The organism is Rothia nasimurium (assembly GCF_042660305.1).
Lineage (GTDB): Bacteria > Actinomycetota > Actinomycetes > Actinomycetales > Micrococcaceae > Rothia > Rothia nasimurium.
Map to the genome: position 1 here is coordinate 23,333 of NZ_JBHSTW010000011.1, position 24,121 is coordinate 47,453.

A 24,121-nucleotide genomic window follows, 5' to 3' on the forward strand; every position below is an offset into this window, starting at 1 on the left:
TTAGAGAGCGGGCTTGAAGGTGGGGAAGCCCAGGGAAACCGGGGTGCCGGGCACCTGGGTGGTACCGGTTCCGCAGGAGTCGGCCTGGGCGCGGTCCCAGGCGTCGCCTGCGCGGGAGCGACGCACCGAGTACTGGTTGGCAGTGGGGTCAGAAATCAGGTGGAAGGAGCCTGCCTCGGTGATGGGCAGGGTCACCAGGTCGCCGGGGCGGGGCACCTCGCAGCCTTCGGGCACGGTGAAGTGCACCAGGCGCTGGTCGCGGGCGCGGCCCGACAGGCGGCCGGTTTCTTCTGCCTTGCGCCCTGACTCTGCGGTAACCATCAGCTCAACGGTCTTACCCAGCTGCTTACGGTTTTCTTCACCGGCAATGCGGTCCTGCAGGGCAATGAGGCGCTCGTAGCGTTCCTGCACCACAGCCTTGGGCACCTGGTTGGGCATGGTCGCTGCCGGAGTGCCGGGGCGAATCGAGTACTGGAAAGTAAAAGCGGACGAGAAACGGGACTCCTCCACCACGCGCAGGGTCTCCTGGAAGTCCTCTTCGGTTTCGCCGGGGAAGCCGACAATAATATCGGTGGTGATGACGGCATCGGGGATGCGCTCGCGCACCTTCTCCAGGATGCCCAGGAACTTCTTGGAGCGGTAGGAGCGCTTCATGTCTTTGAGCACCTTGTCAGAGCCGGACTGCAGGGGCATGTGCAGTACGGGCATAACGTTGGGGGTTTCAGCCATTGCGTCGATGACGTCGTCGGTGAACATGGCCGGGTGGGGGGAGGTAAAACGGACGCGCTCCAGCCCCTCAATCTCGCCGCAGGCTCGCAGCAGCTTCGAAAAGGCCTGACGGTCGCCAAAGCCCACACCGTAGGAGTTAACGTTCTGGCCCAGCAGGGTCACCTCGATAGCGCCGTCGTCTACCAGGGCCTGCACTTCTGCCAGAATCTCGCCGGGGCGGCGGTCTTCTTCCTTACCGCGCAGAGAGGGCACGATGCAGAAGGTACAGGTGTTGTTGCAGCCCACCGAGATAGAGACCCAGCCGGAGTACACGTGGTCGCGCTTGGTCGGCAGAGTGGAGGGGAAAACCTCCAGGGCCTCCAGCAGCTCAGCCTGGGCCTCGTTGTTATGACGGGCGCGCTCCAGCAGGGTAGGCAGGGAGCCAATGTTGTGGGTACCGAACACCACGTCGACCCAGGGGGCCTTCTTCAGAATGACGTCCTGGTCCTTCTGCGCCAGGCAGCCACCTACGGCAATCTGCATGCCCTCGTTCTCACGCTTGACCGGGGCGAGCTGCCCTAGGTTACCGTAGAGCTTGTTATCGGCGTTTTCACGCACGGCACAGGTGTTAAAAACGACCAGGTCGGGGGTGGTTCCCTCTTCTGCGGGCACGTAGCCTGATGCCTCAAGCAGACCGCTCATGCGCTCTGAATCGTGTACGTTCATCTGGCAGCCGAAGGTACGCACCTCGTAGGTGCGGGTCTTGGGTGCTGCCACGGGCTTGTCGGTGTTCACGTCAATACTCACCCGTACAGTCTACTAGGTTGCTATTCTGGGCTCTATGCCGGTTCGCCCTTCTCCCTCATTCTTTGCATCACGTGCCGCCCAGGCTGCGAGCGCCTACTCCCCTAGCGCGGTGGAGCAGCCCGTAGATTCCCCCGCTTTTTTGCGTCTGCTGGCCGGGCTTTTAGAGCGGTCTGTGGAACTGACCGGTGTTCAGGTTGCTGATGCCCAGATTTTGTCGAGCGGGATGCGGTCGGTGGTGGTTCGGGTGCGGGGTCATCGCGGGGCGAGCTGTGTGCTCAAGTATTTTCGCCGCAAGGACTCAGCCCGCAACTCTGGCGGTTTTGGCTACCTGCGCGAAAAACACGGCCTTGCTGCCCTGGAGCAGGTCGCACCGGGGCTCTACCCCCGCCTGTTGGCTGCTGACGACGCTGCCCGTCTGCTGATTCTTGAGGACGTCACCGGCGGCTTCTCGTCTGCTATCAGCCTGGGTGAGCTTCTGCTGTCGTCCGGGGCGGACGCCGCACCCCGGCAGGCCCTGGACGCTTGGGTAGATACCTGGGCTAGTATTCTGGGCTCCCCCGCCCAGGCTGCTGCCCGGGCATCTTTTGCCGCTGAGCTTGCGAGCGCTGACGCGCGGGCGTCCGCACCGGGGTCCCTGCCCTCGCCCCAGCTTGCCTTCAAGGGTCTGCGCCTGCTGGCCGAGAGAGAGGGGGTGCCGGTGGGGTCGGTTGAGTTTACGCGGATGGAGCAGGCCGTGGAGGGCATTATCTACCCGGCGCCGGGTGAGAGGGTGCTGTCGTCCGGCGATTTTTCTCCGGCTAACCTGCTGTGGCAGGCGGCCCCTGGGTCGGGGATTCGCGGTATCGATGCTGAGGGCACCTGCTGGCACCACTGGGCGCTACCGGTGGCTGAACTCATGCTGGGCTTCCCGTCCTGGCCTGAGGGGCCGGTTTCAGCGGGCCTTGTGGAGAACACTCTGTGGCAGGGGGCCGTACAGCGTTTCTATGAGCAGGTGGCTCCGAGCCCCCGCGGGAGCGCACACGATGACGCCCAGGTAGCTGCAGCAAAGGTAGCGGTGCAGGCGATTATGGCAGAACAAAATGTTCTATAAATGTTGGATTTTCCCTCACCCCGTATAACCACAGGCATGGGTATAGTTCATAATTTCCGCAGATAACTTGTTTCACTCTGGGGAAACTCGGGATTCAACCTCTCCCAGAGTGTCTCCGGCCTGATTCTTCCACGAAGCGTTGCCGCTTCTACTATTGCCAGCAACAAAAGAAGCTGCTGACGAAGGGCTATTAAATTTAAAGTTATCCAGCAACTCGTATGTATTTGAGATATCAGCTGCTCGCTCTTCTCGCACACGACGGACGATGACGGGAGCAGAAGATGAAACCACAGAACTAATAGAGCTACCCTTCAGCACAACAAAACCTTCAGTAGTCTGCCGCCCTTTCGCAAGGTAGCCATTCCCTGCCAGGAAATAGTCAGAGGGTGCCGTGTCTTGAGAAGTGCTTTCGACAGCAGAGGGGGCGTTTTCTCTAATCAGCGGCTCAAAGATGTCGTACCCTAAAGCTCCTACTACAAGTTTTGCGTAGTCGATAAAGTCCTCAAGTTCTGACTCTTTTTCTTCTGTTACATGCCCGGAGTTGGGGTTATTCCCATTCTGTATGTCGTATCGACCGGTCTCACGAGCAATGTTATAGAAACGGTTTTCAAGGTAGCTAATCTCGGTCGGGCCGAAAGAGTTATTGGAGGTCGTTAGGACAACCGCTTCATTCCAGTAGTCTTTCTCCGGGTCAGCCCTATGTTCAAATAAACGTCCGATGAGGCCTCGACCATTGCTGCGTAGATTCGATTGCCCTATATAAGCGGATTCCCCGGCGTCCGCCTGCCGCCCAGAAAACAAAATATATACACCGGTTTGGTTTAGATGTTCTATCCGTTGCGCTTGGTCGAGCATTGTGCGAGGTATTTTGTAGGCAACCCCTGTCCAGTTAGCCAAAGTACATTTGACCCGTTCACTGGGTGTACCGTCCATTAGGTACAGGTTGATACTTTTCCCTCTGCGCATTTTTGCTGTTTCCCTTCTACGTGCTTTTCATCAGCTAATCATAGTAAGGAGAGTCACTGCTCATACCCATCTCCTGCGCGTAGCTCTCGACCTCTTCGCGCACCACGCTAAAAGCGAGGCCCGCCGGGTAGCCCTTACGGCCCAGCATAGCCACCAGGCGGCGCATAACCTTCTCTTTCTCAGCCCTGTCCCCCAGATCCATTGAGGGGCGCAATTTTTTGCGCACCAACTCGTGGGCGTCGGCGCGCTCGTCCTCCTCAGTGCGCTGCTCCAGGGCAAGCTCAGCTAACTCGCCCTCAACCCCTTTGGTTTTCAGCTCCCGCCGGATAGCCGACCGCGACAGCTTCTTCACGTTCATTCGAGTACGCACATACATGTCGGCGAACTCAGCGTCGTTAATCAGGTTGACCGCCTCAAAACGGTTCAGGATATCCTCAATAACCTCGGCCGAAATTTCTTTCTCAACCAGCTTTTTCTCCAGCATGGCCCGGGACTTAGGCGAGGCAGCCAGCTGATTCAGCACAATATTTTTAGCCCGCGTAAATTCGCTCTCCGGTTCCTTACCGGCGCGGCCTCTCTTCTCGGGCATGGGAGTGACCCCCTGCACCAGCATCTCTTCGTCGGTGACCGGCTCGTTCAGGGCTGAACCTTCACGGAAGAGGGGCTGCGAGCGCTTGCGTTGGGGAGCTTCGTTCTCTGGGGCGGACGCCGCCCCGATAGCGGGTGCGAAGGGCGAGCGGGCAGCGTATTTGGCGGGCGGCTTGCGGAACCCTTTTTTGAGGTTGGGGTTGCGACGGCGGGTGTATTTGCTCTGACGGGCTGGTTCCGCAGCTTCGGCTACTTGCCCACCGTCCCGGCTACTACCCGTTGGGGCCGATGCTTTACCGGTGTAGGGGGTAGCGGTTTGCGTGCTGGCGTAGGCGCCGGACTCCCCCGGCAGGTCCTGGGCCAGGCCCTGTGCCGCCGGGTGCCAGGCCGGGTACTCCTCAGGGGCAAGAAAATCTTCGACTCGTGGGTTTTCTGCGCTCATATTCCCCTCCTACTACCTACATCGTGTCATGTCGAAAGCCGCCACTACCGGGGGCTTTTCCCGGTGGTGGCGGCTACTAGCTCGCTGTTATGAGTTTAGAAGTTCTCAGAGATATCATCGAGCGGGTCAACAGAGGTGCTGGGCTCTACCTCGTCCAGCTCTTCCTCTTCACCCTCAATGATGCCGAGCTTGACCATGGTCTTGTACTTGATCTCTTCGGTCAGTTCGGGGTTGTCCTTGAGGAAACGGCGCACGTTTTCCTTACCCTGGCCCAGCTGATCACCCTCGTAGGTGAACCAGGCGCCGGACTTCTTGACCACGTTGTGCTCAACGGCAAGGTCGAGAATACCGCCTTCAACCGAGATACCCTCACCGTAGAGAATATCGAATTCAGCCTGCTTGAAGGGCGGAGCCATCTTGTTCTTGACGACCTTGGCGCGGGTACGGTTACCGATGGGGTTAGCGCCGTCCTTGAGGGTCTCAATACGGCGAATATCGATACGTACCGAGGCGTAGAACTTCAGAGCCTTACCACCGGTAGTGGTTTCGGGTGAGCCGAAGAAAACGCCAATCTTTTCGCGCAGCTGGTTGATGAAGATAGCAGTGGTGTTGGTTGCTGACAGGCGGCCGGTAATCTTACGCAGAGCCTGGGACATCAGACGGGCCTGCAGACCCACGTGGGAGTCACCCATCTCGCCCTCAATTTCGGCGCGGGGCACCAGAGCGGCAACGGAGTCGACCACGATGATGTCGATGGAGCCAGAGCCCACCAGCATATCCATGATTTCCAGGGCCTGTTCACCGGTATCGGGCTGGGAGACCAGCAGAGCGTCGGTGTCTACACCCAGCTTGGCTGCGTAGACCGGGTCAAGAGCGTGTTCAGCATCGATGAAGGCTGCGATACCGCCGGCCTTCTGCACGTTAGCCACAGCGTGGAGGGCGACGGTGGTCTTACCGGAAGATTCAGGGCCGTAGATTTCTACCACGCGACCGCGGGGCAGGCCACCAATGCCGAGGGCGGCATCCAGGGCCAGAGCGCCGGTTGAAATAGTCTCGACCTTACTGGCCTCGCGGTCGCCCAGACGCATGACGGAGCCTTTGCCGTAGTTCTTATCGATCTGGGCAAGGACGACCTCAAGTGCCTTTTCGCGCCCTTCGGCGGGCACCTGACCTACTGACTGCATGCGAGTTTTCGCTGCCATGTATGTTCCTCATTTCTTATCGCGGTACGAGAGTTCTTCTCTGGCTACCACGGTAATACCTAGGGCTGACACTTTAAGGGTTCAGCGCGAAGATTTTGAAAATCTGTGGATAACCCGGTTATGTGTCGCGGACTGCCGGTCGTTTGTTCACAATCCTACAGGAATTCGAACACATTTTCTATTAAGTACGAACGATTTTCTAGCCTAGGGCCGCGGTTCGATATCGGGACCCAGCTGCCGCTCCACAGGAACGTCCTGCACCCGGCAGATAGCCAGCCATACCTCGCGCATGTTGGCGCCGGCGTCCAGGGCTTGCTGGGCCGTCAAATCACCGAAGTCCCCGGGCACCAGATCACGGGCTAGATGGCGGGCATAGACCGGACCAAACTCATGATCCATCGCCGCCCAAAATTCGCTGAGCTTCATCTTATTCCTTCCTCCACAGTACACAGACACCACAGAACACGAAGAGAGCCGAGCCCTTGCGGGGCCCGGCTCCATCTCTTAGTTACCTAAAGAGCGAATCGTCTAGCGAGTTGCCAGGGGGCGCTCGACGGCGGGAATATCGCGGCTTGAGGTTGCAGCGATACCGTATTCACGCTTGAACTGTTCTGAGAACTCAGCGGGTACGGTATCGGGTACCGAGAAGCCTTCTTCCACAGCCATGCGGGCTGAGACTTCAGCCAGCATAGCTGAGAGGGAGATGTTCAGTGCCTGGCAGATGGAAGCCAGCAACTCTGATGAGGCTTCCTTCTGGCCGCGCTCGACCTCGCTGAGGTAGCCCAGTGATACTCGGGCTGAGTGGGAAACTTCGCGGAGGGTGCGGCCCTGGCGCTGGCGAACATCGCGCAGAACTTCGCCGATAGCGTGGCGGAGCAGGATTACTTTACCGGTGTCTTGGGCGGGGGCAGCGTTCTCGGTCTGACCCGCATCCTTCCAACGGACGACACCGTTCACGGATACGGGCTGCTTAGTCATTTTTATACCAATCTCCTGGTTGTCATGCTCCCGTTATATCAGGAGCGGGTGTTATCAGCCTATCGCATGTTCGCGCTTTCGTCAGCTGACCTCAAGAATATTTCGTTTACTTACGACTTTTTCTTGTTACATCTATCTAAACCCACGCTGCTGTGTTTTCATTCCCTGTTAGCTGAAAAATTCATCTGAAAATTTTCTGGGAGCTTACTTAGCGGTTTCAGCAAGAAACTCTGCAAGCAGGTTCAAGGCATCGTGGGCGGCTTGGGCACGAATTTCTGCCCGGTTGCCCGCATAGTTTTTTTCAAGCACGCGGCCGCCCCCGCTCGCCGGGTGCGCTACGGCCAGGTAGACGCGCCCTACCGGTTTACCGTCGCAGGGCTCCGGCCCGGCAGCCCCGGTGGTGGCTACGCCGAAATCAGCTTCGCAGACCCGGGCGGTTCCCTGAGCCATGGCGATGGCGACATCTGGGTCTACCGCTCCCCGCTCAGCGAGCAAACCGGCAGGTACCCCCAGCACAGAGGCCTTGACCTCGGTGGCGTAGGAGATAACGCCACCCCGGTACACCGCAGATGCCCCGGGAACGGTGCAGATGAGCTGGCCTACCATACCCCCGGTCAGGGACTCTGCCGTTGCCAGCTGAGCACCGGCGTCCGCCCCCTTCTGCGCCCCATCGGCTGCGCGAGCTACCGCAGCGGCAACCAGGCGGGCAGCTGCACGCTCAAGGTCCTGAGGCATCATCTCTACCATGCCGAGCTACTTCCCCTGAGCCGCGAAGTAGTCGCGGCGCAGCTGCATGGCCTTGATGACGTAGTCGATACCGGTCACCACGGTCACAACCACCACAGCGGCCATCACCAGGTAGCCGGGCCACAGAGCCCAGGAGCCCAGCTGACCCAGCGGGAGAATCATCAGCACCAGGGCCACCGTCTGCAGCACGGTCTTGAGCTTACCGCCCTTAGAGGCCGCCATGACCCCGTACTTGATGATGAACAGGCGCATCACTGTGATACCCCACTCGCGCACCAGAATGACGATGGTGACCCACCACCACAGCTCCCCCAGCATGGACAGCACCACGAAAGCAGCCCCGGTGAGTAGCTTATCGGCGATGGGGTCAGCGATTTTGCCGAAGCTGGTAATCAGGTTGTTTTTGCGGGCCAGGTAGCCATCGAGCCAGTCGGTAATCATGGCCAGTACGAACACGGCGGCTGCCCACCAGCGCAGGCTCAGGTTGGCCTCGCCGTGGGGCCCGCCGGCCCAGAGGGCCCAGACGAACAGGGGAACCATCACAATGCGCAGGGCGGTCAGCGCATTCGGGATGTTCCAGTTAGAAGCGGTTGCGGTCTGGTCGGCCACGGTGTTCTCCTTAGGGTGGCCCCGCCCCGCTCGCGATAAGCGGGGCGGACGCCGTCGGTTGGGTCTGGCAGGGATGGCCGGCTAGCGGCCGGTCAGGTTCCAGGCGTCTTCGCTGTCGGGGTCGTCTGCCTTGTCGTAGTAGTCAACGGCCTGCGGCACCCCGTCGTTTATGTGGGCGACGGGGTCCCCTCCGTAGGGGTCGCTGTCTACAGGGGCCGGGGGCTCTTCGCCGCGGATCTTAGCGAGGACGGCGGGCAGGTCATCGGGCTGGACCAGCACGTCGCGGGCCTTCGAGCCTTCGGAGGGGCCAACGACTTCGCGGGATTCGAGCAGGTCCATCAGGCGCCCTGCCTTAGCAAAGCCCACGCGCAGTTTGCGCTGCAGCATGGAAGTCGAACCGAACTGGGTGTTGACCACCAGTTCGGCTGCCCGCAGCAGGTCATCCAGGTCATCCCCGATGTCGTCGTCAATCTTCTTGGAAGGGGCAGCTGCGATCACGTCGTCGCGGTAGACCGCAGGAGCCTGCTTCTTCACGTGCTCCACGACCTCGTGAATCTCAGATTCGCCCACCCAGGCGCCCTGCACACGCATGGGCTTCGACGCGCCCATGGGCAGGAAGAGGGCATCACCCTGGCCGATTAGTTTCTCGGCGCCGGGCTGGTCGAGCACCACGCGGGAGTCGGTAACTGACGAGGTCGCAAAGGCCATGCGGGAGGGCACGTTGGCCTTAATCAGGCCGGTGACCACGTCAACGGACGGACGCTGGGTGGCCAGCACCAGGTGGATACCGGCAGCGCGGGCCAGCTGGGTGATACGGACGATGGATTCTTCCACATCGCGCGGGGCAACCATCATCAGGTCGGCAAGCTCGTCCACGATCACCAGCAGGTAGGGGTAGGCCTTGATCTGGCGCTTGGAGCCGGGTTCCGGCTGAATCTTGCCAGCCTTGACGGCCTTGTTGAAGTCGTCCACGTGCTTGTAGCCGTAGTGAGCAAGGTCGTCGTAGCGGGCGTCCATCTCTCGCACAACCCACTGCAGGGCCTCGGCGGCCTTCTTGGGGTTGGTGATGATGGGGGTAATCAGGTGGGGAATCCCCTCGTAGGCGGTGAGCTCCACGCGCTTGGGGTCAACCATAATCAGGCGCACCTGATCGGGGGTAGACCGCATCAGAATCGAGGTAATCATGGAGTTCACGAACGAGGATTTACCGGCACCGGTAGCACCTGCCACCAGCATGTGGGGCATCTTAGCCAGGTTAGCGATGACGAAGCCGCCCTCAACGTCCTTACCCACACCCATGACCATGGGGTGGTCGGTAGCGTGGGCCTTAGCCGAGCGCAGCACGTCGCCCAGCACCACGATTTCACGGTCGGTGTTGGGAATTTCGATACCGATAGCACTCTTACCCGGGATAGGCGAGAGGATGCGTACGTCGGCAGATGCCACGGCGTAGGCGATGTTCTTGGACAGGGCGGTGACACGCTCCACCTTGGTGCCGGGGCCCAGCTCAATCTCGTAGCGGGTGACGGTGGGGCCGCGGGAGAAGCCGGTGACTTCGGCGTCCACGTTGAACTGCTGGAGCACGTTGGTCAGGGCATTGACCACCTGCTCGTTGGCTTCGGAGCTTTCCTTGGCGGGCGGGCCGGCCTCGAGCATGGACTCGGTGGGCAGGGTGTAGGAGCCGGTCGACGACTCCACGACCAGCTCGCCACGCGGCTGCTCGGTTCGCTCTGCCACGGTGTTGTTTTGCAGGCGGGCGGACGCGCGCTCGGCGGCAGGACGCGCCGGGGCGGCTGCACCCGTAGCACCTGCAGCAGCCGCGCCGGTCAGGGCAGCGCCCAGGGATGCGGCAGGAGCTGATGCGGGTGCGGGTGCCGCTGCAGGAGCAGCAGCCGGTCGGCTAACAGGCTGTGGTGCAGCAGTCTCGGGCTCAAAGCCGTCACGGTCTGCTTCTACCGGTTCAGGGCTGTAGCCGTGATCCGCGGCAGCCTGGCGTGCCTGGTCGAGGCGCTGGGCGGGGGCGTCCGAACGCTCCTGCTCGGCGTAGCTGGCCGCGAGCTCGTCCTCGCTCTCCCACAGGCCCTGGTCAAAGAGCTCGCCCTGTTTCTTGGCGGCCTTAGCCGCTGCTTTCTTCTCTTTACGGGTCTGCTTGCGGGGGGCCTCAACGTCGAAGGCTTCTACTGGGCGAGCGGCATTCTGGGCAGCGTTCTTAGCGGTGCGGCGGGGCGCAGCAGGAACCTGCTCAACGCGGGCGGTTTCAGGTTCGGCGTCGTAACCGTCCTCAATAACAGCGGTCTGGTATGCCTCATCCGCCTCGTAGCGATCAAGCCTCCGGTCCTTCTCATCGCGGGGGCCAAAGCCCAGCCAGCTCAACAGGCCACCGCGACGACGGGGAGCCGGGGCGGGGGCGTCCTCATAGAGATAGGAGCGGTCGTGTTCGCCATCCAGCACGCGGGTTTCGGTATCGTCCTGGGTGCGGGAGGCACGGGAAGGACGCCCGGCGTCGGCAACAGAGCCGTGGGGCTTTTCGCCCAGCAGCAAGCCGAAAATATGCACGACCTTGGGCCAGATTTGGCGCAGGGGCGTATCGGTTGCCACCAGCAAACCGGCAAGGAAGACCAGAGCAATCACAAGCCATTCGAGCACGTTCACGCCGCCCACGATACGGCTTGCAGGGGTACCGATCAGCACGCCCACGGTACCGCCACCGCCCCAGAATTCATCAAAGCTCGATGAGAATGAGGGGTAGCCGGCGACCTTGGCGCCCATCATGGAGGCCGAAACCGTCATGATGGTAAAACCGATGGCGATACGGTTGTTAGCGCGTACCTCCAGCGGGTGGCGGAAGATTCTGATAGCGAAAATCAGGCAGAGGATGGGAATTAGCAGGGAGCCCTGACCGAAGAGGCCACCCACGGCGATATGCCACAGGTGCAGGGGCCACTCGTACCAGGCCAGGTTGGCGGGGTCAGCTCGCCAGCCCCACCACTCCACGCCCGCGGTGAGCAGGCCAATAGCCAGCACCAGCAGGGCCCCGCCGTCACGGCGCTCGTGCAGTTCGATATCGGTGCGAAGCTCGCCCATACGGCGCACGGCACCACCCACGGTAAAGGCTAGAGACTGCCAGGCTCTCACCAGGGCGCGCACAAAGGCGTTGCTCTCCTGAGGGGGTGCTGACGTGGCCTTACGGCTTCGACCTTGAGCGGAGGTTGAGCGACGTGAGGACGTCTTGGAGCGGCTCCCCGTAGAGCGGGGAGCTGATTTACTCGATGCAGACTTTCGCGGAGCCATTCTTCCCAATACTGGTTGACGTTGGTATGCGTTTAAATAGCTTACCCGGCAGCAGGTAAAACTGCCGCCGGGTATGCTCAAAGGTTGCTAGTTGCCTTCAGCCTCAGGGGTGTGGGTCTCGATGACCACGGGCACGATCATGGGCTTGCGGCGCAGGCGGCGGGCCACCCAGGCACCCATGGTGCGGCGGACGATCTGCTGCAGCTGGTGGGTGGTGTGCACCTTCTCGGGGGCCCGGTGCAGGGCGTCTTCGAGGGCTGCGGTGATCTTGGGGGTGATGTCGTCGAAGACGGAGTCGTCTTCGGCGATGCCGCGGGCGTGGATATCGGGGCCGGTGACCACGCGCTTGGTGGCACGGTCGACCACGGTCACGATGGAAACAAAGCCTTCTTCACCCAGGACGCGGCGGTCCTTGAGGTCATCCTCGGTCACGTGGCCCACGGACTTACCGTCGACGTAAACGTATTCGCAGGGTACCTGGCCGACAATATCGGCGCGGCCGTCGCGCAAATCGACGACGGTACCGGAGTCACCGATGATCACCCGATCACTCTTGATTCCGGTTTCGGTAGCCAGCTTGCCTGAGGCCAGCAGGTGGCGGACTTCGCCGTGCACAGGCATGACGTTCTTGGGCTGCAGGATGTTGTAGCAGTAAAGCAGCTCACCGGCAGCGGCGTGGCCTGAGACGTGCACCTTAGCGTTGCCCTTGTGAACCACGTTGGCGCCCAGCTTCATCAGGCCGTTAATCACGCGATAGACAGAAGTTTCGTTACCGGGAATCAGGGATGAGGCCAGGATAATGGTGTCGCCCTTTTCGACCTGAATCTTGTGGTCGCCGTTGGCCATACGGGAGAGAGCCGCCATGGGTTCGCCCTGGGAGCCGGTGCACATCATGACAATCTGCTCGGGGCGGTAGTCATCGACTTTCTTGAGGTCAACCAGAATACCTTCGGGTACGTTCAGGTAGCCCAGCTTCTCCGCAATGGTCATGTTGCGTACCATGGAGCGGCCAACCAGTACCACCTTGCGGCCGCGTTCAGCAGCTGCATCGAGCACCTGCTGTACGCGGTGCACGTGCGAGGAGAAAGAAGCAACAATGACGCGGCGCTTAGCATCGCGCATAACGTTGGAAATCACCGGGCCGATGTTCTTTTCGGTCGGGGTGAAGCCGGGCACCTCAGCGTTGGTTGAGTCGGGCAGGAAGAGGTCGATGCCCTCTTCACCCAGGCGGGCGAAGTGACGCAGATCGGTGATGCGGCCGTCGAGGGGCAGCTGGTCCATCTTGAAGTCGCCGGTGTGCAGGCACTTACCTGCCTTGGTGCGGATGAAGACTGCCAGGGCATCGGGAATGGAGTGGTTAACGGCTACGAATTCGCATTCGAAGGGGCCGAAACGCTCAACCTGGCCCTCAACGACGTCCATGGTGTAGGGCTTGATGCGGTGTTCCTGCAGCTTTGCCTCGACCAGGGCCAGGGTCAGCTGGGAGCCAACCAGGGGAATGTCGGGGCGCAGACGCAGCAGGTAGGGTACAGCACCGATGTGGTCTTCGTGGCCATGGGTCAGCACGATAGCCACGATGTCCTGCAGGCGGTCCTTGATGTAGTTGAGGTCGGGCAGAATGAGGTCAACGCCGGGCTGGGACTCTTCGGGGAAGAGCACACCGCAGTCAACAACGAGCAGTTTGCCGTTAATCTCGTAGACGGTCATGTTACGACCGACTTCACCCAGGCCGCCCAGGGGCACAACGCGCAGAGTGTCTTTTTTCAGTTTGGGGGGTAGGTGCGGGCTTTCAACTGTTTGCATAGTTTCTCTTTCGTTCGTTTTTCTTTTTCTGAATACGGGCAAAGCGGGCCACCCAAAATCGCCGTGATTTTGGGTGGGCCCGCCGGGTACCCGCAGTACGTTTTTACTTGACCAGGGTTGAGGCGATGATGGAGCCTTCGAGGTCGGAGCGCATGAGGGCGGCTTCTTCGTCGGTAGCCAGTACGTGCGGCAGGCGCACGGTAGCTGAGTCGAGGATGCCCTGCCAGGTAAGAATCTGCTTGGCGGCGACGCAGCCGGGTACGCGGCTCATGGCGGCGCGGACGACGGGGGCCAGGTCGAGGTGCAGTTTCTGGGCGGTTGCCAGGTCACCGGCGATGGTTGCGTCGATGAGCTGGCGGAAGTGTTCGGGGGCTACGTGGGAGGTGACGCCTACAAGACCGACTGCGCCCATGGCGAGCCAGGGCAGGGTGAGGCCGTCATCGCCTGAGTAGTAGTCGAGGTCGGTGGTTTCCATGACCTCGGTGGCTGCGGTGAAGTCTGCTTTGGCGTCCTTGACTGCCACGATGTTCTCGTGGTCTGCCAGGGCACGATAGACAGCGGGGGTGATGGGGATGCCTGCGCGACCGGGGATGTCGTAGAGCATGACGGGGGTCTTAACCGCGTCAGCGACAGTGCGGAAGTGGGCTTCAAGACCGGTCTGGGTGGGCTTGTTGTAGTAAGGGGTGACCACGAGCAGGCCGTCCACACCTACAGCTTCGGCGCGGGAGGCCAGGTGCAGGGTGTGGGCGGTGTCATTGGAGCCTACACCAGCTACAATTTTGGCGCGGTCACCCACAGCTTCCTTGACGATGCGGAAGACCTTTTCGTTTTCCTCATCGGTCATGGTGGAGTATTCGCCGGTGGTGCCGCAGACGATGAGACCGTCGTGGCCTCGGTCCACCAGGTTGGTCGCGAGCGCTGCGGTTGCTTGTTCGTCCACTTCGCCGTTGGCGGCAAAGGGGGTGACCATGGCGGTGAGCAGGCGCCCGAAGACGGGTTCTGCTGCGGTTGAGGTGTTCTGTGCGGTCTCAGACATATCTACTACGTTACCTTATCTGGCTGGGTGGGGTGGGGTGAGTTTGCTTAAAGCTAGGTGGCTGGGCGGGGCGGACGCCTGCGGGTAGCTTCTAGACGGAGAGTTGGGCCGGGGTTTTGCCGCGGTGAAGGGCGATGGCGGTGCGCATGGCTTTGCGGGCGCGTTTTCGGTCGCCGGAGGCGTCGTAGGCCAGGGAGAGGTGGAACCAGTTTTTCCAGTTGGTGGGTTCAGCCTCGGTTGCTGCGGCAACCCGAGTGAACTGGGCGTCGGCGGCGGTGCGGTCGATGCGGCCGGATTCTGTGCGGGGCAGGGTGTCTTCGGGTAGTTCCCCTGTTGCGGCGAGTTCTTGGCCGAGCGCCTGGGTGCGGGAGCCGAAGATAATTTCGCGGACCATGGCCCAGGCTCCCAGGACGGGCAGCACGATGAGAGCCCAGCCCAACAGTGCGCCCAGGGTTCCGGCGTTCTGCAGGAAGATGAAGCCCCTCTGAACGGTCAGCACCAGGTAGAGGCTCAGGGCTACCGTGACGAGGGCGGCGAAGGCGCGCCCCCGCCCACCGGCGTCCACCGCGATAAACACCGCGCAGAAAACACCAACCGCGAGTAAAAAGAGGCGGGTTCCCAGCGGCAGGGGCAGGATGAGCACGGTGAGGACGGCCAGGGTGATTGCCCCGGCGGTAAAAGCGCGCAGCGAGGTCATGGGTTAGTCCAGGTTGAGGTAGCGGTCAAGGCCCACGGTCAGGCCGGGGTGCTGTTCGACCTGGCGGACGCCCAGCAGGACGCCGGGCATGAAGCTGGTGCGGTCAAAGGAGTCGTGGCGGATGACCAGCTGCTGGCCAGCGTCGCCCAGCAGGATTTCCTGGTGGGCGGTCAGGCCGCGCAGGCGGACGGCGTGCACGTTGACGCCGGCAACCTTGGCACCGCGGGAGCCGCCCTCATCGGTTTCGGTAGCGTCGGGTGAGGCGGGCACGCCTGCTTCAGCGCGGGCTGCTGCAATTTTGTGGGCGGTGTGGACGGCGGTACCCGAGGGGGCATCTACCTTGTTGGGGTGGTGCATCTCGATGACTTCAACCGATTCGAAGAACTTAGCAGCCTTAGCTGCAAACTCGGTGGCCAGGATAGAACCGATAGCGAAGTTGGGAGCAATCAGCACACCCACCTGAGGGTGCTCGGCGAGCAGGGCTTCAAGGGAGGCAAGACGCTCTTCATTCCAGCCGGTGGTGCCAACCACCGCGTGGATACCGTGCTCAACAGCGAAGCGTACGTTCGCCTCGGTGGCGGAGGGAACGGTCAGGTCAATCATGACGTCGGCGCCGTATTCAACGAGCAGGTCCAGGGAGTCCCCGTTGCCCAGGGCGGCTACCAGGTCCATATCTTCTGCGGTGTTGACCGCTTTCACTGCCTCTGACCCCATACGACCGGCAGCGCCTACAACAGCGACCTTCCAAATCTTGCTCATGCCTCTATATACCCCTTAGATAGTCGTTAGCTTGGGTGCCGGGCGGCACCTGGCGGTACTCGCTCACACGCACAGCACCGGCTGGCGCAGGTATCGCATCAACAAGCCACATCACACTACTCTAGCGAACGGGGTAGCCCCACTGCACGCCCTGTTGCGCCCAAGCGTCCTTTCACCTGCGCTAATACCCGAAAGTAGGCGGGGGCATTTCAGCATCCGAAACCGGTTTCGGCCCGCTGAGTGCTAAAAGACCCGGCGGGTGCGACGCAAGAAAACCCGGTCATCTCTTACACTAGAAAGGTGCGCCTGCACCCCAGCTCACCAACCCAAGGGAACTATGAAAGACGACCACGTTTTTTACTCCGCCGTGCATCCCCATGAGGGGCAGCGACGCTTCGTCTTGCGCGGTCTTGATGGCATCCGCGCTATCGCGGTCTTGCTGGTGCTGGTCTACCACCTGTGGCCCCAGTATCTACCCGGGGGCATGATTGGCGTTGATATCTTCTTCGTCATCTCGGGCTACCTGATTACCGCCCTGCTACTGCGTGAAGGTGCCTATACCGGCAAGATGGATATCGTCTCTTTCTGGGTTCGGCGCCTGCGCCGCCTGGTACCGGCTTTTGCCCTGCTGACGCTGGTGGTGGGGTCCTTGGCCCTGCTGGTGGGTGGGGACGCCCAGGTAGGGTTGGGCCGTCAGATTCTCGGTGCCTTTACCTACTCGTCGAACTGGCTTCTTATCTGGGCCGGCAACGACTATTTCACGCAAACCTCCCCTGAGCTCATGACCAATTTCTGGTCGCTGGCGGTTGAAGAGCAGTTCTACCTCTTCTGGCCTGTGGTCATGGTCTTTGTCTTTATGTTTATGGCCAAGTGGTGGCAGCGAGCCCTGGTGCCGGGCGTCCTGGGGCTTCTTTCCGTACTGGCAGCGCTTACGTTAGGCCTACTGGGTGCATCTAGCACCCGCCTCTACTACGGCACCGATACCCACCTCTACGGGCTCATGCTGGGCGTGCTCCTGGCCATGATGATTCCCTGGTCCATGTACCCGCCCGTTGACGACCGGCTTTACCCCCTCGTAGGTTATGGCAACGGTATCTGGGGCTGGCTCCGCCAGCTGGTGGGCTGGGCCTGCTTGGCTGCGGTGGTTCCCTATGCTTTGACCCTGTCAGACCACAGCTCCTGGCTGACGCCCTGGGGGCTGCTGGTGGGTTCCCTCCTGGGCATGGGTATGATTCAGGCCCTGCTTCCGGACGTCCGCGGCGGCACCTCCGGGCTCTTTCGGGGCTTGCTGTCCCTAGCTCCCCTGCGCTGGATCGGCCAGCGCTCCTACGGTATTTACCTCTGGCACTGGCCCCTGATGGTGCTGGCTCACTATACCTTTGGTGCGGCACGCTCCCCCTGGGTGAACGTCGGTGTGCTGTTCTTAACCCTGATTGTTGCGGGTCTGTCGTATATGTATGTGGAGCAGCCCGTGCGCCAGCTGGGCTTCCGCGGAGCGCTTTCAGCCTGGTTCTCAGCCATGGTGGCACCGACTGGCCGGGCCCTACCGGTGGGCGCAGCCGTCCTTGCCGGAGTAACCCTGATTGCCACCGTTTTTGCGGTGCGTACCGCACCTACCATGACCCAGGCTGAAGCTGTGGTGGCAGCCGGTGCCAACTACGCGCAGGCGTCCGCACCGGCGCCCCAGCCGACTACCGCATCAGCTGCTCCCAGCTCTTCTGACAGCCCCAGCGCCTCGGCTGAACCGGCGGAAAGCGCCAGCCCCTCCCCCACTTCGTCTACCGCACCGTCCGCTGCCGTTGATGGTTCCCAGGTGACGATTGTGGGTGACTCGGTCACGCTGGCCTCCTCGATTGCCCTGGGCGAGGCTATGCCCCAGGCCCTGGTCAATGCGGAAGTTTCCCGCACCAGCGCAGCTGCCCTGCCCGTTGTGGAGCAGATGGTAGATTCGGGGCAGATGCGTGAGGTACTTGTGCTGTCGGTAACCGCCAACTCTACTTTCACCGTTGCCCAGCTAGAACAGCTCAAGGCATCGGTGTCGCCTAACGGGGAGCGCAAGATTGTGCTGGTCACCGGCGTTGGCCCGGCCAACCTGACCTGGATTGAGCCCTCTAACCAGGTGATTCGTGAGTTTGCGGCGCAGAACCCCGATACGGTCTTCATCGCTGACTGGCAGGCCGCTGCCAAGGGCCACCCCGAGTACCTGGTCTCCGACGGCGTGCACCCGCAAAACGAGGGCCTGACCGCCTACGCCCAGACCGTCAAGGACGCCGTGGCAAAGGCGCTGGCGGGATAAGGTCGTGCAGGGCCGGGCCGTCAGGTCTGTGCCGTGTCACGGGCTGTTCCCCGGCTCCCGGCGTCCTTCCCTCGTTTGCCCGCTTTTCCCCTCACTTTGTACCACGTGCTGCCCAGATTTAGCCCCAAATGTGGGCAGGGCGCGGTACAAAGTAGCTAGAGTGGTGCCCCTCTGCGCACTTCAAGCATTGCAGCAATTTCACTGGCTACCTGCTCCGGATGGTTTCTCACCTGCACCCAGCTATACCGAAGAACAATCCAGCCCTGATTCTGCAGCTGTTTCTCACGCCTGCGCTCTGCCATAACAGCCCGATCGGTAGGCCCGTAGTCCGTGTATTTGATGTGGCCGTCAAACTCGACAATGACCTTCTCATCCTCGTACAGAAAATCAGGTCTATATACCCTACCTCCAACCACTACATTTACTTGCTGTGCAGGTCTCGGTAGGCCACCGTCAATAATTGCGATCAATAGAAGAGTTTCACCGGGGCTTTCGCACAGGCTACTGAGATACGGAAGTGTAGCCCGCGCTCGGCGTGCTCCCCGGCCCTTGAGCCTATACAGCCGCTCTTCTACAGCTTCACTCGTTGTAAGTTGCCGGTTCAAAGCCGAGTTGATAATGCACACCGATTCGCTCAGCTCCAGGTATCTCGCACAGTCATCGAGTGTCTGTAGCAGGCTAGTTGCTCGCACTGTTCCTGATATGTATGCGATAGGCACAGAAGGTTTTACAGTGTAATGTTTGATGATTCCTTGAGCGCGGCCTCGGGTATTCGAGCCAGCCAGAATATCGACCAGGTTCTCTGAAGCAATGACGCTAAGGCCATGGAGCCAGGCAGCGCTCCTGTGGCTGAAGATAGCATCAGGGTTCTGTTTTGCATAGGCAGCTATGGCGTAGGGGTATCGCTCAGCTGGTCGCAGAGAGTTGTAGATAGAGCTTGGGCAGAATATGCCGGGGCGTAATTGCACGAGCTCGCCGCGGTGCATTTTGCGTGTGATGGTGGAGTTGCATAGGCCGGCGGCTACAAGTTCGGCACGGGTGGAAACGAAGGTTAGAGGTTCAGCGATCCGCATAGGGTGAGTTTGGCTCACGGTGTCTGAGGTTTTCTACCATACGGCAGCTTGTGGATAGCTGATAGGAATTTTGTGCCTAGCCAGGGGTCTTTGGGTCGTTCTTTTGGTGCAGTGAAGACGCTTTGTTTCGCCTTCTATCCACAGGGGTTGACCGGCTGTCGTTTACTCGCTTCGGGGAGGGGCCCCGTCCGCCTGCTCTGCTTTCCCCTCACTTTGTACCACGTGCTGCCCATATTTAGCCCCGAAAGTGGGCAGGGCGCGGTACAAAAAGCGGCAAGGTGCCCGTAGAGAGCGCAAAAAAGAAGGACGCCCGCAGATAAGCAGGCGCCCTCCCTAAAGTTTATTTGACGATGGTGGTGACCCACTCCTGGTCTGCCAGGTAGCGGGCCAGGTCGTTGACCTGGTCGGCGGTTACTGACCGAACCCCATCGAGCAGCTCATCAATCGAGAGGAACTTGCCCGAGTCCAGTTCTGCCCGGCCCAGGCGGCTCATGCGGGAGCCGGCGTCCTCACTGCCCAGTACGGTGGAGCCACCCAGCTGCCCAACAACCTTCTCAAGTTCTTCCTGTGTGATACCGTCACGTACAAACTCGTCAAAAGTAGAGCGCATGAGCTCGGTGACCTGCTCTGCCTTGGCAGGCAGGCAGCCAGCATACATACCGAAATAGCCGGCGTCTGAGTAGGATCCGGTAAAAGAGAAGGTGGAGTAGGCAAGGCCACGCTTTTCGCGGATTTCCTGGAAGAGGCGGGACGACATGCCCCCACCCAGGGCGGAGTTGAGCACGCTCATGGCGTAGCGGCGCTCGTCGCCGGCGATGAGGCCGGGACAGCCCATCACGATGTTGGTCTGTTCAAAGCCCTTTTCGAGGGTTTTTTCGCGGGCACCGGGCACGATGTCGCTCTGGTGGCGGACGCGGCGCGGGGCTGGCAGGGCCCCTTCGGTGAGGTCCCAGCCGCGATTGGCTAGAGACTCAAGCACCAGGTTGACGATTTCGGAGTGATTGAGGCTGCCCGCTGCTGAGATAACCAGGCGGTCGGGGGTGTAGAACTTCTTGCAGTGTTCCCAGACCTTGTCGCGGGCGACGTCGGTGATTTCCTGCGGGGTGCCGCCGATGGGGCGACCCAGCGGGTTGTTGCCCATGAGCTGTTCGATGAAGGATTCGAAGGCAACGTCGGTGGGGTCGTCCTGGTCCATGGCGATTTCTTCGAGGATGACACCGCGTTCCTGTTCCAGCAGGGCGGGGTCGAGCTTGGCTCCGGTGACCATGTCGGCGATGACGTCGATAGCCATGGGGGTGTCCTCATCGAGCACACGGGCGTAGTAGCAGGTGTGCTCCTTAGCGGTGAGGGCGTTGGATTCACCGCCTACCCGGTCGAAGGCGTGGGCGATGTCGAGGGCGGTGCGGCTTTCGGTGCCTTTGAAGAGCAGGTGTTCGAGGAAGTGGGTGGAACCCAGCATGCCGGGCTGTTCGTCGCGGGAGCCTACCCCTACCCAGAAACCGATGGAGACGCTGCGCTGGGAGGGCATACGTTCGGTGATGACGCGGACGCCGCCCGGCAGCACGGAACGGCGCACTTCGTTGCCTCCCCCACCGGCGTAGATGAGACGGCCGGTGCGGTAATTGAGCTCGTCGGTGAGGTCAGCGGTTTCAAGGGGTAGAAGGACGGGCATATCAGTCAGGTCTTTCTGATGGGGAAAGTAAGAAATTGAATGAGTAAGAGGGGGCAGACACCGGGTGTCTGCCCCCTCTATCTGCTTCGTACGGTAGAAGCTACGGAGCGGTCATTACTCTTCGTCGCCGCTCTCTTCGCCTTCGGCTACGACGGGTACCAGTGACAGCTTGCCGCGGTCGTCAATCTTGGAGATCTCGACCTGGACCTTCTGGCCTACGCCGACGACGTCCTCAACGTCGTCCACGCGCTTGCCGTCGTTGAGCTTACGCAGCTCGGAGATGTGCAGCAGGCCGTCCTTACCGGGGGTCAGTGAGACGAAGGCACCGAAGGTGGTGGTCTTCACGACGGTACCCAGGTAGCGTTCGCCGACCTCGGGAACCTGCGGGTTGGCAATCGCGTTGATTGCTGCGCGGGCTGCTTCGGCTGAGGGGCCGTCGGTTGCGCCGATGTAGACGGTGCCGTCGTCCTCGATGGAGATGTCGGTGCCGGTGTCTTCCTGGATCTGGTTGATCATCTTGCCCTTGGGGCCGATGACCTCACCAATCTTGGCGACGGGAACCTGGACGGAGATCACGCGGGGTGCGTAGTCGCTCATCTCGTCGGGTGCGTCGATAGCTGCGTTGATGACTTCGAGGATGTGCAGGCGGGCTTCACGGGCCTGGGTCAGGGCGCCAGCCAGAACGGAGGCGGGGATGCCGTCGAGCTTGGTGTCCAGCTGGATAGCGGTCACGAACTCAGAGGTACCTGCGACCTTGAAGTCCATATCGCCCAGGGCGTCCTCAGCACCGAGAATATCGGTGAGGGCTGCGTAGCGGGTTTCGCCGTTGACCTCGTCAGAGACAAGACCCATAGCGATACCGGCGACGGGTGCGCGCAGGGGCACACCGGCGTTCAGCAGGGAGAGGGTGGAGGCGCACACGGAACCCATGGAGGTAGAACCGTTAGAGCCCAGGGCCTCAGAGACCTGGCGGATAGCGTAGGGGAATTCCTCGCGTGAGGGCAGAACCGGGGTCAGGGCGCGCTCGGCGAGAGCACCGTGGCCGATTTCGCGACGCTTGGGTGAGCCCACGCGACCGGTTTCGCCGGTTGAGTAGGGCGGGAAGTTGTAGTGGTGGATGTAGCGCTTGGACTTGACCGGGTAGAGGGAGTCCAGCTGCTGCTCCATCTTGAGCATGTTCAGGGTGGTGACGCCCATGATCTGGGTTTCGCCGCGCTCGAAGATGGCAGAGCCGTGGACGCGGGGCAGTACCTCGACCTCAGCGGTGAGCTGACGGATGTCGGTCAGGCCGCGGCCGTCGATACGGACCTGGTCGGTGAGAATACGCTGACGCACAACGTGCTTGGTCAGAGCATTGAAAGCTGCGTTGACTTCGTCCTCGCGGCCTTCGAATTCCTTACCTTCACCGGCGAGGGACTCTACGATTTCCTGCTGCAGGTCAGCGGACGCGGTTTCGCGGTCCTGCTTACCGGCGATGGAGTAGACCTCAACGATCTTGGGTTCAAAAGCCTTGACGGCTTCGTCGATTTCTGCGGCACGCTCACCGAAGATGGGCAGCTCCAGGGCGGGCTTGCCGGCGCGCTCAGCCAGGTCAGCCTGGGCCTTGCAGAGGGCAGCGATGAAGGGCTTAGCAGCTTCGAGGCCCTCAGCAACAACTTCTTCGGTCGGTGCGGTGGCACCGTCTTCCTTGATGAGCTTCCAGGAGTTATCGGTAGCTTCTGCCTCAACCATCATGATGGCGACGTCTTCGGTGCCGTCAGCCTTGGTGACGACGCGACCGGCAACAGCCATGTCGAAGACGGCGTTTTCCAGCTGGGAGAACTTGGGGAAGGCAACCCACTGGCCGTCGATCAGGGCAACGCGCACACCGCCGACGGGGCCCGCGAAGGGGGCGCCGGAGAGGGTGGTGGAGCAGGACGCTGCGTTGATTGCTACGGTGTTGTAGATTTCGTCGGGCTCAATGGTGAGCACGGTGACGACGACCTGCACCTCGTTGCGGATGCCCTTCTTGAAGGCAGGACGCAGGGGGCGGTCGATCAGACGGGCAGCCAGGATCGCTTCGGTTGAGGGGCGGCCTTCACGGCGGAAGAAAGAGCCGGGAATCTTACCGGCTGCGTACATGCGCTCTTCAACGTCTACGGTCAGGGGGAAGAAGTCGAAGCCGTCACGGGGGCTCTTGCCGATAGCGGTGGCTGAGAGCAGGGTGGTGTCGTCGTCGATAGTGACCAGGGCAGAGCCTGCGGCCTGCTTGGCGAGGCGGCCGGTTTCGAAGCGTACTACGCGCTTACCGAACTTGCCGTTGTCAATGATTGCTTCTGCAAACTGAATTTCGGGACCTTCCAAGGTTCCTCCATTTCTGTTGTCTGCGCCGCGCCTTCGGTCATCGATTGAGGCTCACAGACCCCGCCAATGGGGCTTTCTGTAAACCGCTACCGAGGACCGTCAAAGCACGCGGCGACTTATTTCTATTCTGTGGGTGGTAGGTGTGGGTGAGGGCGTCACCGTCAGCCACGGGCTCCCGGCAAGGCAGCCGGATGCGTAGCTTGGGGTGTCGCCCTCACGCTCACAAACCTGGTGTTATCGGCGGATACCGAGACGCTCGATGAGGGCGCGGTAACGCTCGATGTCGACGCTCTTGAGGTAGCCGAGCAGGTTGCGGCGGCGACCAACGAGAATCATCAGACCACGACGTGAGTGGTGGTCGTGCTTGTGGAACTTGAGGTGTTCGGTCAGGTCGGTGATACGACGAGTCAGAACTGCAACCTGAACCTCGGGTGAACCGGTGTCACCTTCGTGGGTTGCGTATTCCTTCATGATTTCCTGCTTGATCTTGGGATCAAGAGCCATGGGTTAACTCCTAGAGTTAGTGCCGTGTGCGGCCCGGTCAACATTTTTGCTGCCGGGTGGAGAGCCAAGGACGCCGGTGAGCGGCTTGGCCGCTGCAGGTAACTGCCACGGACTGCAGTCACATGCATAGTCAACTCTACAGTACAAGCCAGCTACCGGGAAGAGAGGCCCCGGTGGTAGCTTGCTCACCTGCGGGCTACTTCTTCTCGCGGCCGAAGGCTAGGGAGGCGAGCGCGGTAGCGCCGGTGACAGCGCAGACGGCGGGCCAGGGGCCAATCTTCTTGTGCAGGACGTGGGAGTAGCCGAAGGCGCCGAGGTAGACAGCGGTGAGGGCGGCGGCGGTGCCGGTTCCGGCGTTCTTCTTCCAGCCGGCAAAGGCAGCAGCACCACCAGCAGCTAGAGCGACCCCGCCCAGGGCGCGGACGTTAGTAACACGGGCAACCTTGTAGCCGCCCATCAGGCCGGCTGAGGCAGCAGCGGTGGGAATCAGTACGTTCATGGAAGTACTCC

20 protein-coding genes are annotated in these 24,121 nt (G+C 61.1%); 2 read left to right on the top strand and 18 right to left on the bottom strand.

What is annotated here, in order from left to right; translation table 11 throughout:
- The gene (miaB, locus tag ACFP6B_RS04795) at positions 1–1,515 is read right to left on the bottom strand and encodes a tRNA (N6-isopentenyl adenosine(37)-C2)-methylthiotransferase MiaB (RefSeq protein WP_377127516.1); all 1,515 of its coding nucleotides are present in this window, start codon (positions 1,513–1,515) and stop codon (positions 1–3) included.
- A gap of 34 nt (positions 1,516–1,549) precedes the next feature.
- Here miaB and ACFP6B_RS04800 point away from each other — a divergent pair, with 34 nt between their 5' ends.
- A complete protein-coding gene (locus ACFP6B_RS04800) occupies positions 1,550–2,605 on the top strand; it encodes a phosphotransferase family protein (RefSeq protein WP_377127519.1) in 1,056 nt (351 codons plus the stop codon).
- A 72-nt stretch (positions 2,606–2,677) separates the two neighbouring features.
- Here ACFP6B_RS04800 and ACFP6B_RS04805 read toward each other — a convergent pair whose 3' ends face one another.
- From ACFP6B_RS04805 to dapB, 12 genes are all read right to left on the bottom strand, one after another.
- Complete coding sequence (locus ACFP6B_RS04805; RefSeq protein ID WP_377127522.1) at positions 2,678–3,460, bottom strand: GIY-YIG nuclease family protein; 783 nt, start codon at positions 3,458–3,460, stop codon at positions 2,678–2,680.
- 145 nt (positions 3,461–3,605) lie between these two features.
- Entirely contained in the window at positions 3,606–4,601 is a 996-nt protein-coding gene (locus tag ACFP6B_RS04810; RefSeq protein ID WP_377127525.1) for a RecX family transcriptional regulator, read from the bottom strand.
- Positions 4,602–4,696: 95 nt separating this feature from the next.
- Positions 4,697–5,803: a recombinase RecA gene (gene recA, locus ACFP6B_RS04815; RefSeq protein WP_377127528.1), complete on the bottom strand. Its 1,107-nt coding sequence runs from the start codon at positions 5,801–5,803 to the stop codon at positions 4,697–4,699.
- Positions 5,804–6,007: 204 nt separating this feature from the next.
- Positions 6,008–6,229 carry a DUF3046 domain-containing protein gene (locus ACFP6B_RS04820; protein ID WP_377127531.1) on the bottom strand — a complete coding sequence of 74 codons (222 nt, stop codon included), beginning with the start codon at positions 6,227–6,229 and terminating at the stop codon, positions 6,008–6,010.
- A 102-nt stretch (positions 6,230–6,331) separates the two neighbouring features.
- The gene (locus ACFP6B_RS04825) at positions 6,332–6,781 is read right to left on the bottom strand and encodes a helix-turn-helix domain-containing protein (RefSeq protein WP_377127534.1); all 450 of its coding nucleotides are present in this window, start codon (positions 6,779–6,781) and stop codon (positions 6,332–6,334) included.
- A gap of 204 nt (positions 6,782–6,985) precedes the next feature.
- Positions 6,986–7,528 (bottom strand): CinA family protein, encoded by a 543-nt coding sequence (locus ACFP6B_RS04830; protein ID WP_377127537.1) that lies wholly within the window; start codon positions 7,526–7,528, stop codon positions 6,986–6,988.
- A 6-nt stretch (positions 7,529–7,534) separates the two neighbouring features.
- Positions 7,535–8,137, bottom strand: coding sequence for a CDP-diacylglycerol--glycerol-3-phosphate 3-phosphatidyltransferase (gene pgsA, locus ACFP6B_RS04835; protein WP_237186850.1), 603 nt, complete (start codon positions 8,135–8,137; stop codon positions 7,535–7,537).
- A gap of 81 nt (positions 8,138–8,218) precedes the next feature.
- Complete coding sequence (locus ACFP6B_RS04840; RefSeq protein WP_377127540.1) at positions 8,219–11,428, bottom strand: FtsK/SpoIIIE family DNA translocase; 3,210 nt, start codon at positions 11,426–11,428, stop codon at positions 8,219–8,221.
- Positions 11,429–11,515: 87 nt separating this feature from the next.
- A complete protein-coding gene (locus tag ACFP6B_RS04845; RefSeq protein ID WP_377127543.1) occupies positions 11,516–13,231 on the bottom strand; it encodes a ribonuclease J in 1,716 nt (571 codons plus the stop codon).
- A gap of 103 nt (positions 13,232–13,334) precedes the next feature.
- A complete protein-coding gene (gene dapA / locus ACFP6B_RS04850) occupies positions 13,335–14,267 on the bottom strand; it encodes a 4-hydroxy-tetrahydrodipicolinate synthase (protein ID WP_377127546.1) in 933 nt (310 codons plus the stop codon).
- A 91-nt stretch (positions 14,268–14,358) separates the two neighbouring features.
- Positions 14,359–14,964, bottom strand: coding sequence for a hypothetical protein (locus ACFP6B_RS04855; protein WP_377127549.1), 606 nt, complete (start codon positions 14,962–14,964; stop codon positions 14,359–14,361).
- A 3-nt stretch (positions 14,965–14,967) separates the two neighbouring features.
- Positions 14,968–15,723: a 4-hydroxy-tetrahydrodipicolinate reductase gene (dapB, locus tag ACFP6B_RS04860; protein ID WP_237209447.1), complete on the bottom strand. Its 756-nt coding sequence runs from the start codon at positions 15,721–15,723 to the stop codon at positions 14,968–14,970.
- A gap of 337 nt (positions 15,724–16,060) precedes the next feature.
- On the opposite strand from dapB, the gene ACFP6B_RS04865 reads away from it, so the two are divergent.
- On the top strand, positions 16,061–18,019 hold the full coding sequence (locus ACFP6B_RS04865) for an acyltransferase family protein (protein WP_377127553.1): 1,959 nt from the start codon (positions 16,061–16,063) through the stop codon (positions 18,017–18,019).
- 155 nt (positions 18,020–18,174) lie between these two features.
- On the opposite strand, the gene ACFP6B_RS04870 is transcribed toward ACFP6B_RS04865, so the two are convergent.
- The 5 genes from ACFP6B_RS04870 to ACFP6B_RS04890 all read right to left on the bottom strand — a co-directional run bounded on the left by ACFP6B_RS04870 (position 18,175) and on the right by ACFP6B_RS04890 (position 24,110).
- The gene (locus ACFP6B_RS04870; RefSeq protein ID WP_377127556.1) at positions 18,175–19,110 is read right to left on the bottom strand and encodes a DUF559 domain-containing protein; all 936 of its coding nucleotides are present in this window, start codon (positions 19,108–19,110) and stop codon (positions 18,175–18,177) included.
- 322 nt (positions 19,111–19,432) lie between these two features.
- Positions 19,433–20,764 carry a M16 family metallopeptidase gene (locus ACFP6B_RS04875; protein ID WP_377127559.1) on the bottom strand — a complete coding sequence of 444 codons (1,332 nt, stop codon included), beginning with the start codon at positions 20,762–20,764 and terminating at the stop codon, positions 19,433–19,435.
- Between the two features lie 114 nt (positions 20,765–20,878).
- Positions 20,879–23,107 carry a polyribonucleotide nucleotidyltransferase gene (locus ACFP6B_RS04880; protein ID WP_377127562.1) on the bottom strand — a complete coding sequence of 743 codons (2,229 nt, stop codon included), beginning with the start codon at positions 23,105–23,107 and terminating at the stop codon, positions 20,879–20,881.
- A 234-nt stretch (positions 23,108–23,341) separates the two neighbouring features.
- Entirely contained in the window at positions 23,342–23,611 is a 270-nt protein-coding gene (gene rpsO / locus ACFP6B_RS04885; protein ID WP_135012745.1) for a 30S ribosomal protein S15, read from the bottom strand.
- A 196-nt stretch (positions 23,612–23,807) separates the two neighbouring features.
- Complete coding sequence (locus tag ACFP6B_RS04890) at positions 23,808–24,110, bottom strand: hypothetical protein (protein WP_377127566.1); 303 nt, start codon at positions 24,108–24,110, stop codon at positions 23,808–23,810.
- Between the last annotated feature and the right edge of the window lie 11 nt (positions 24,111–24,121).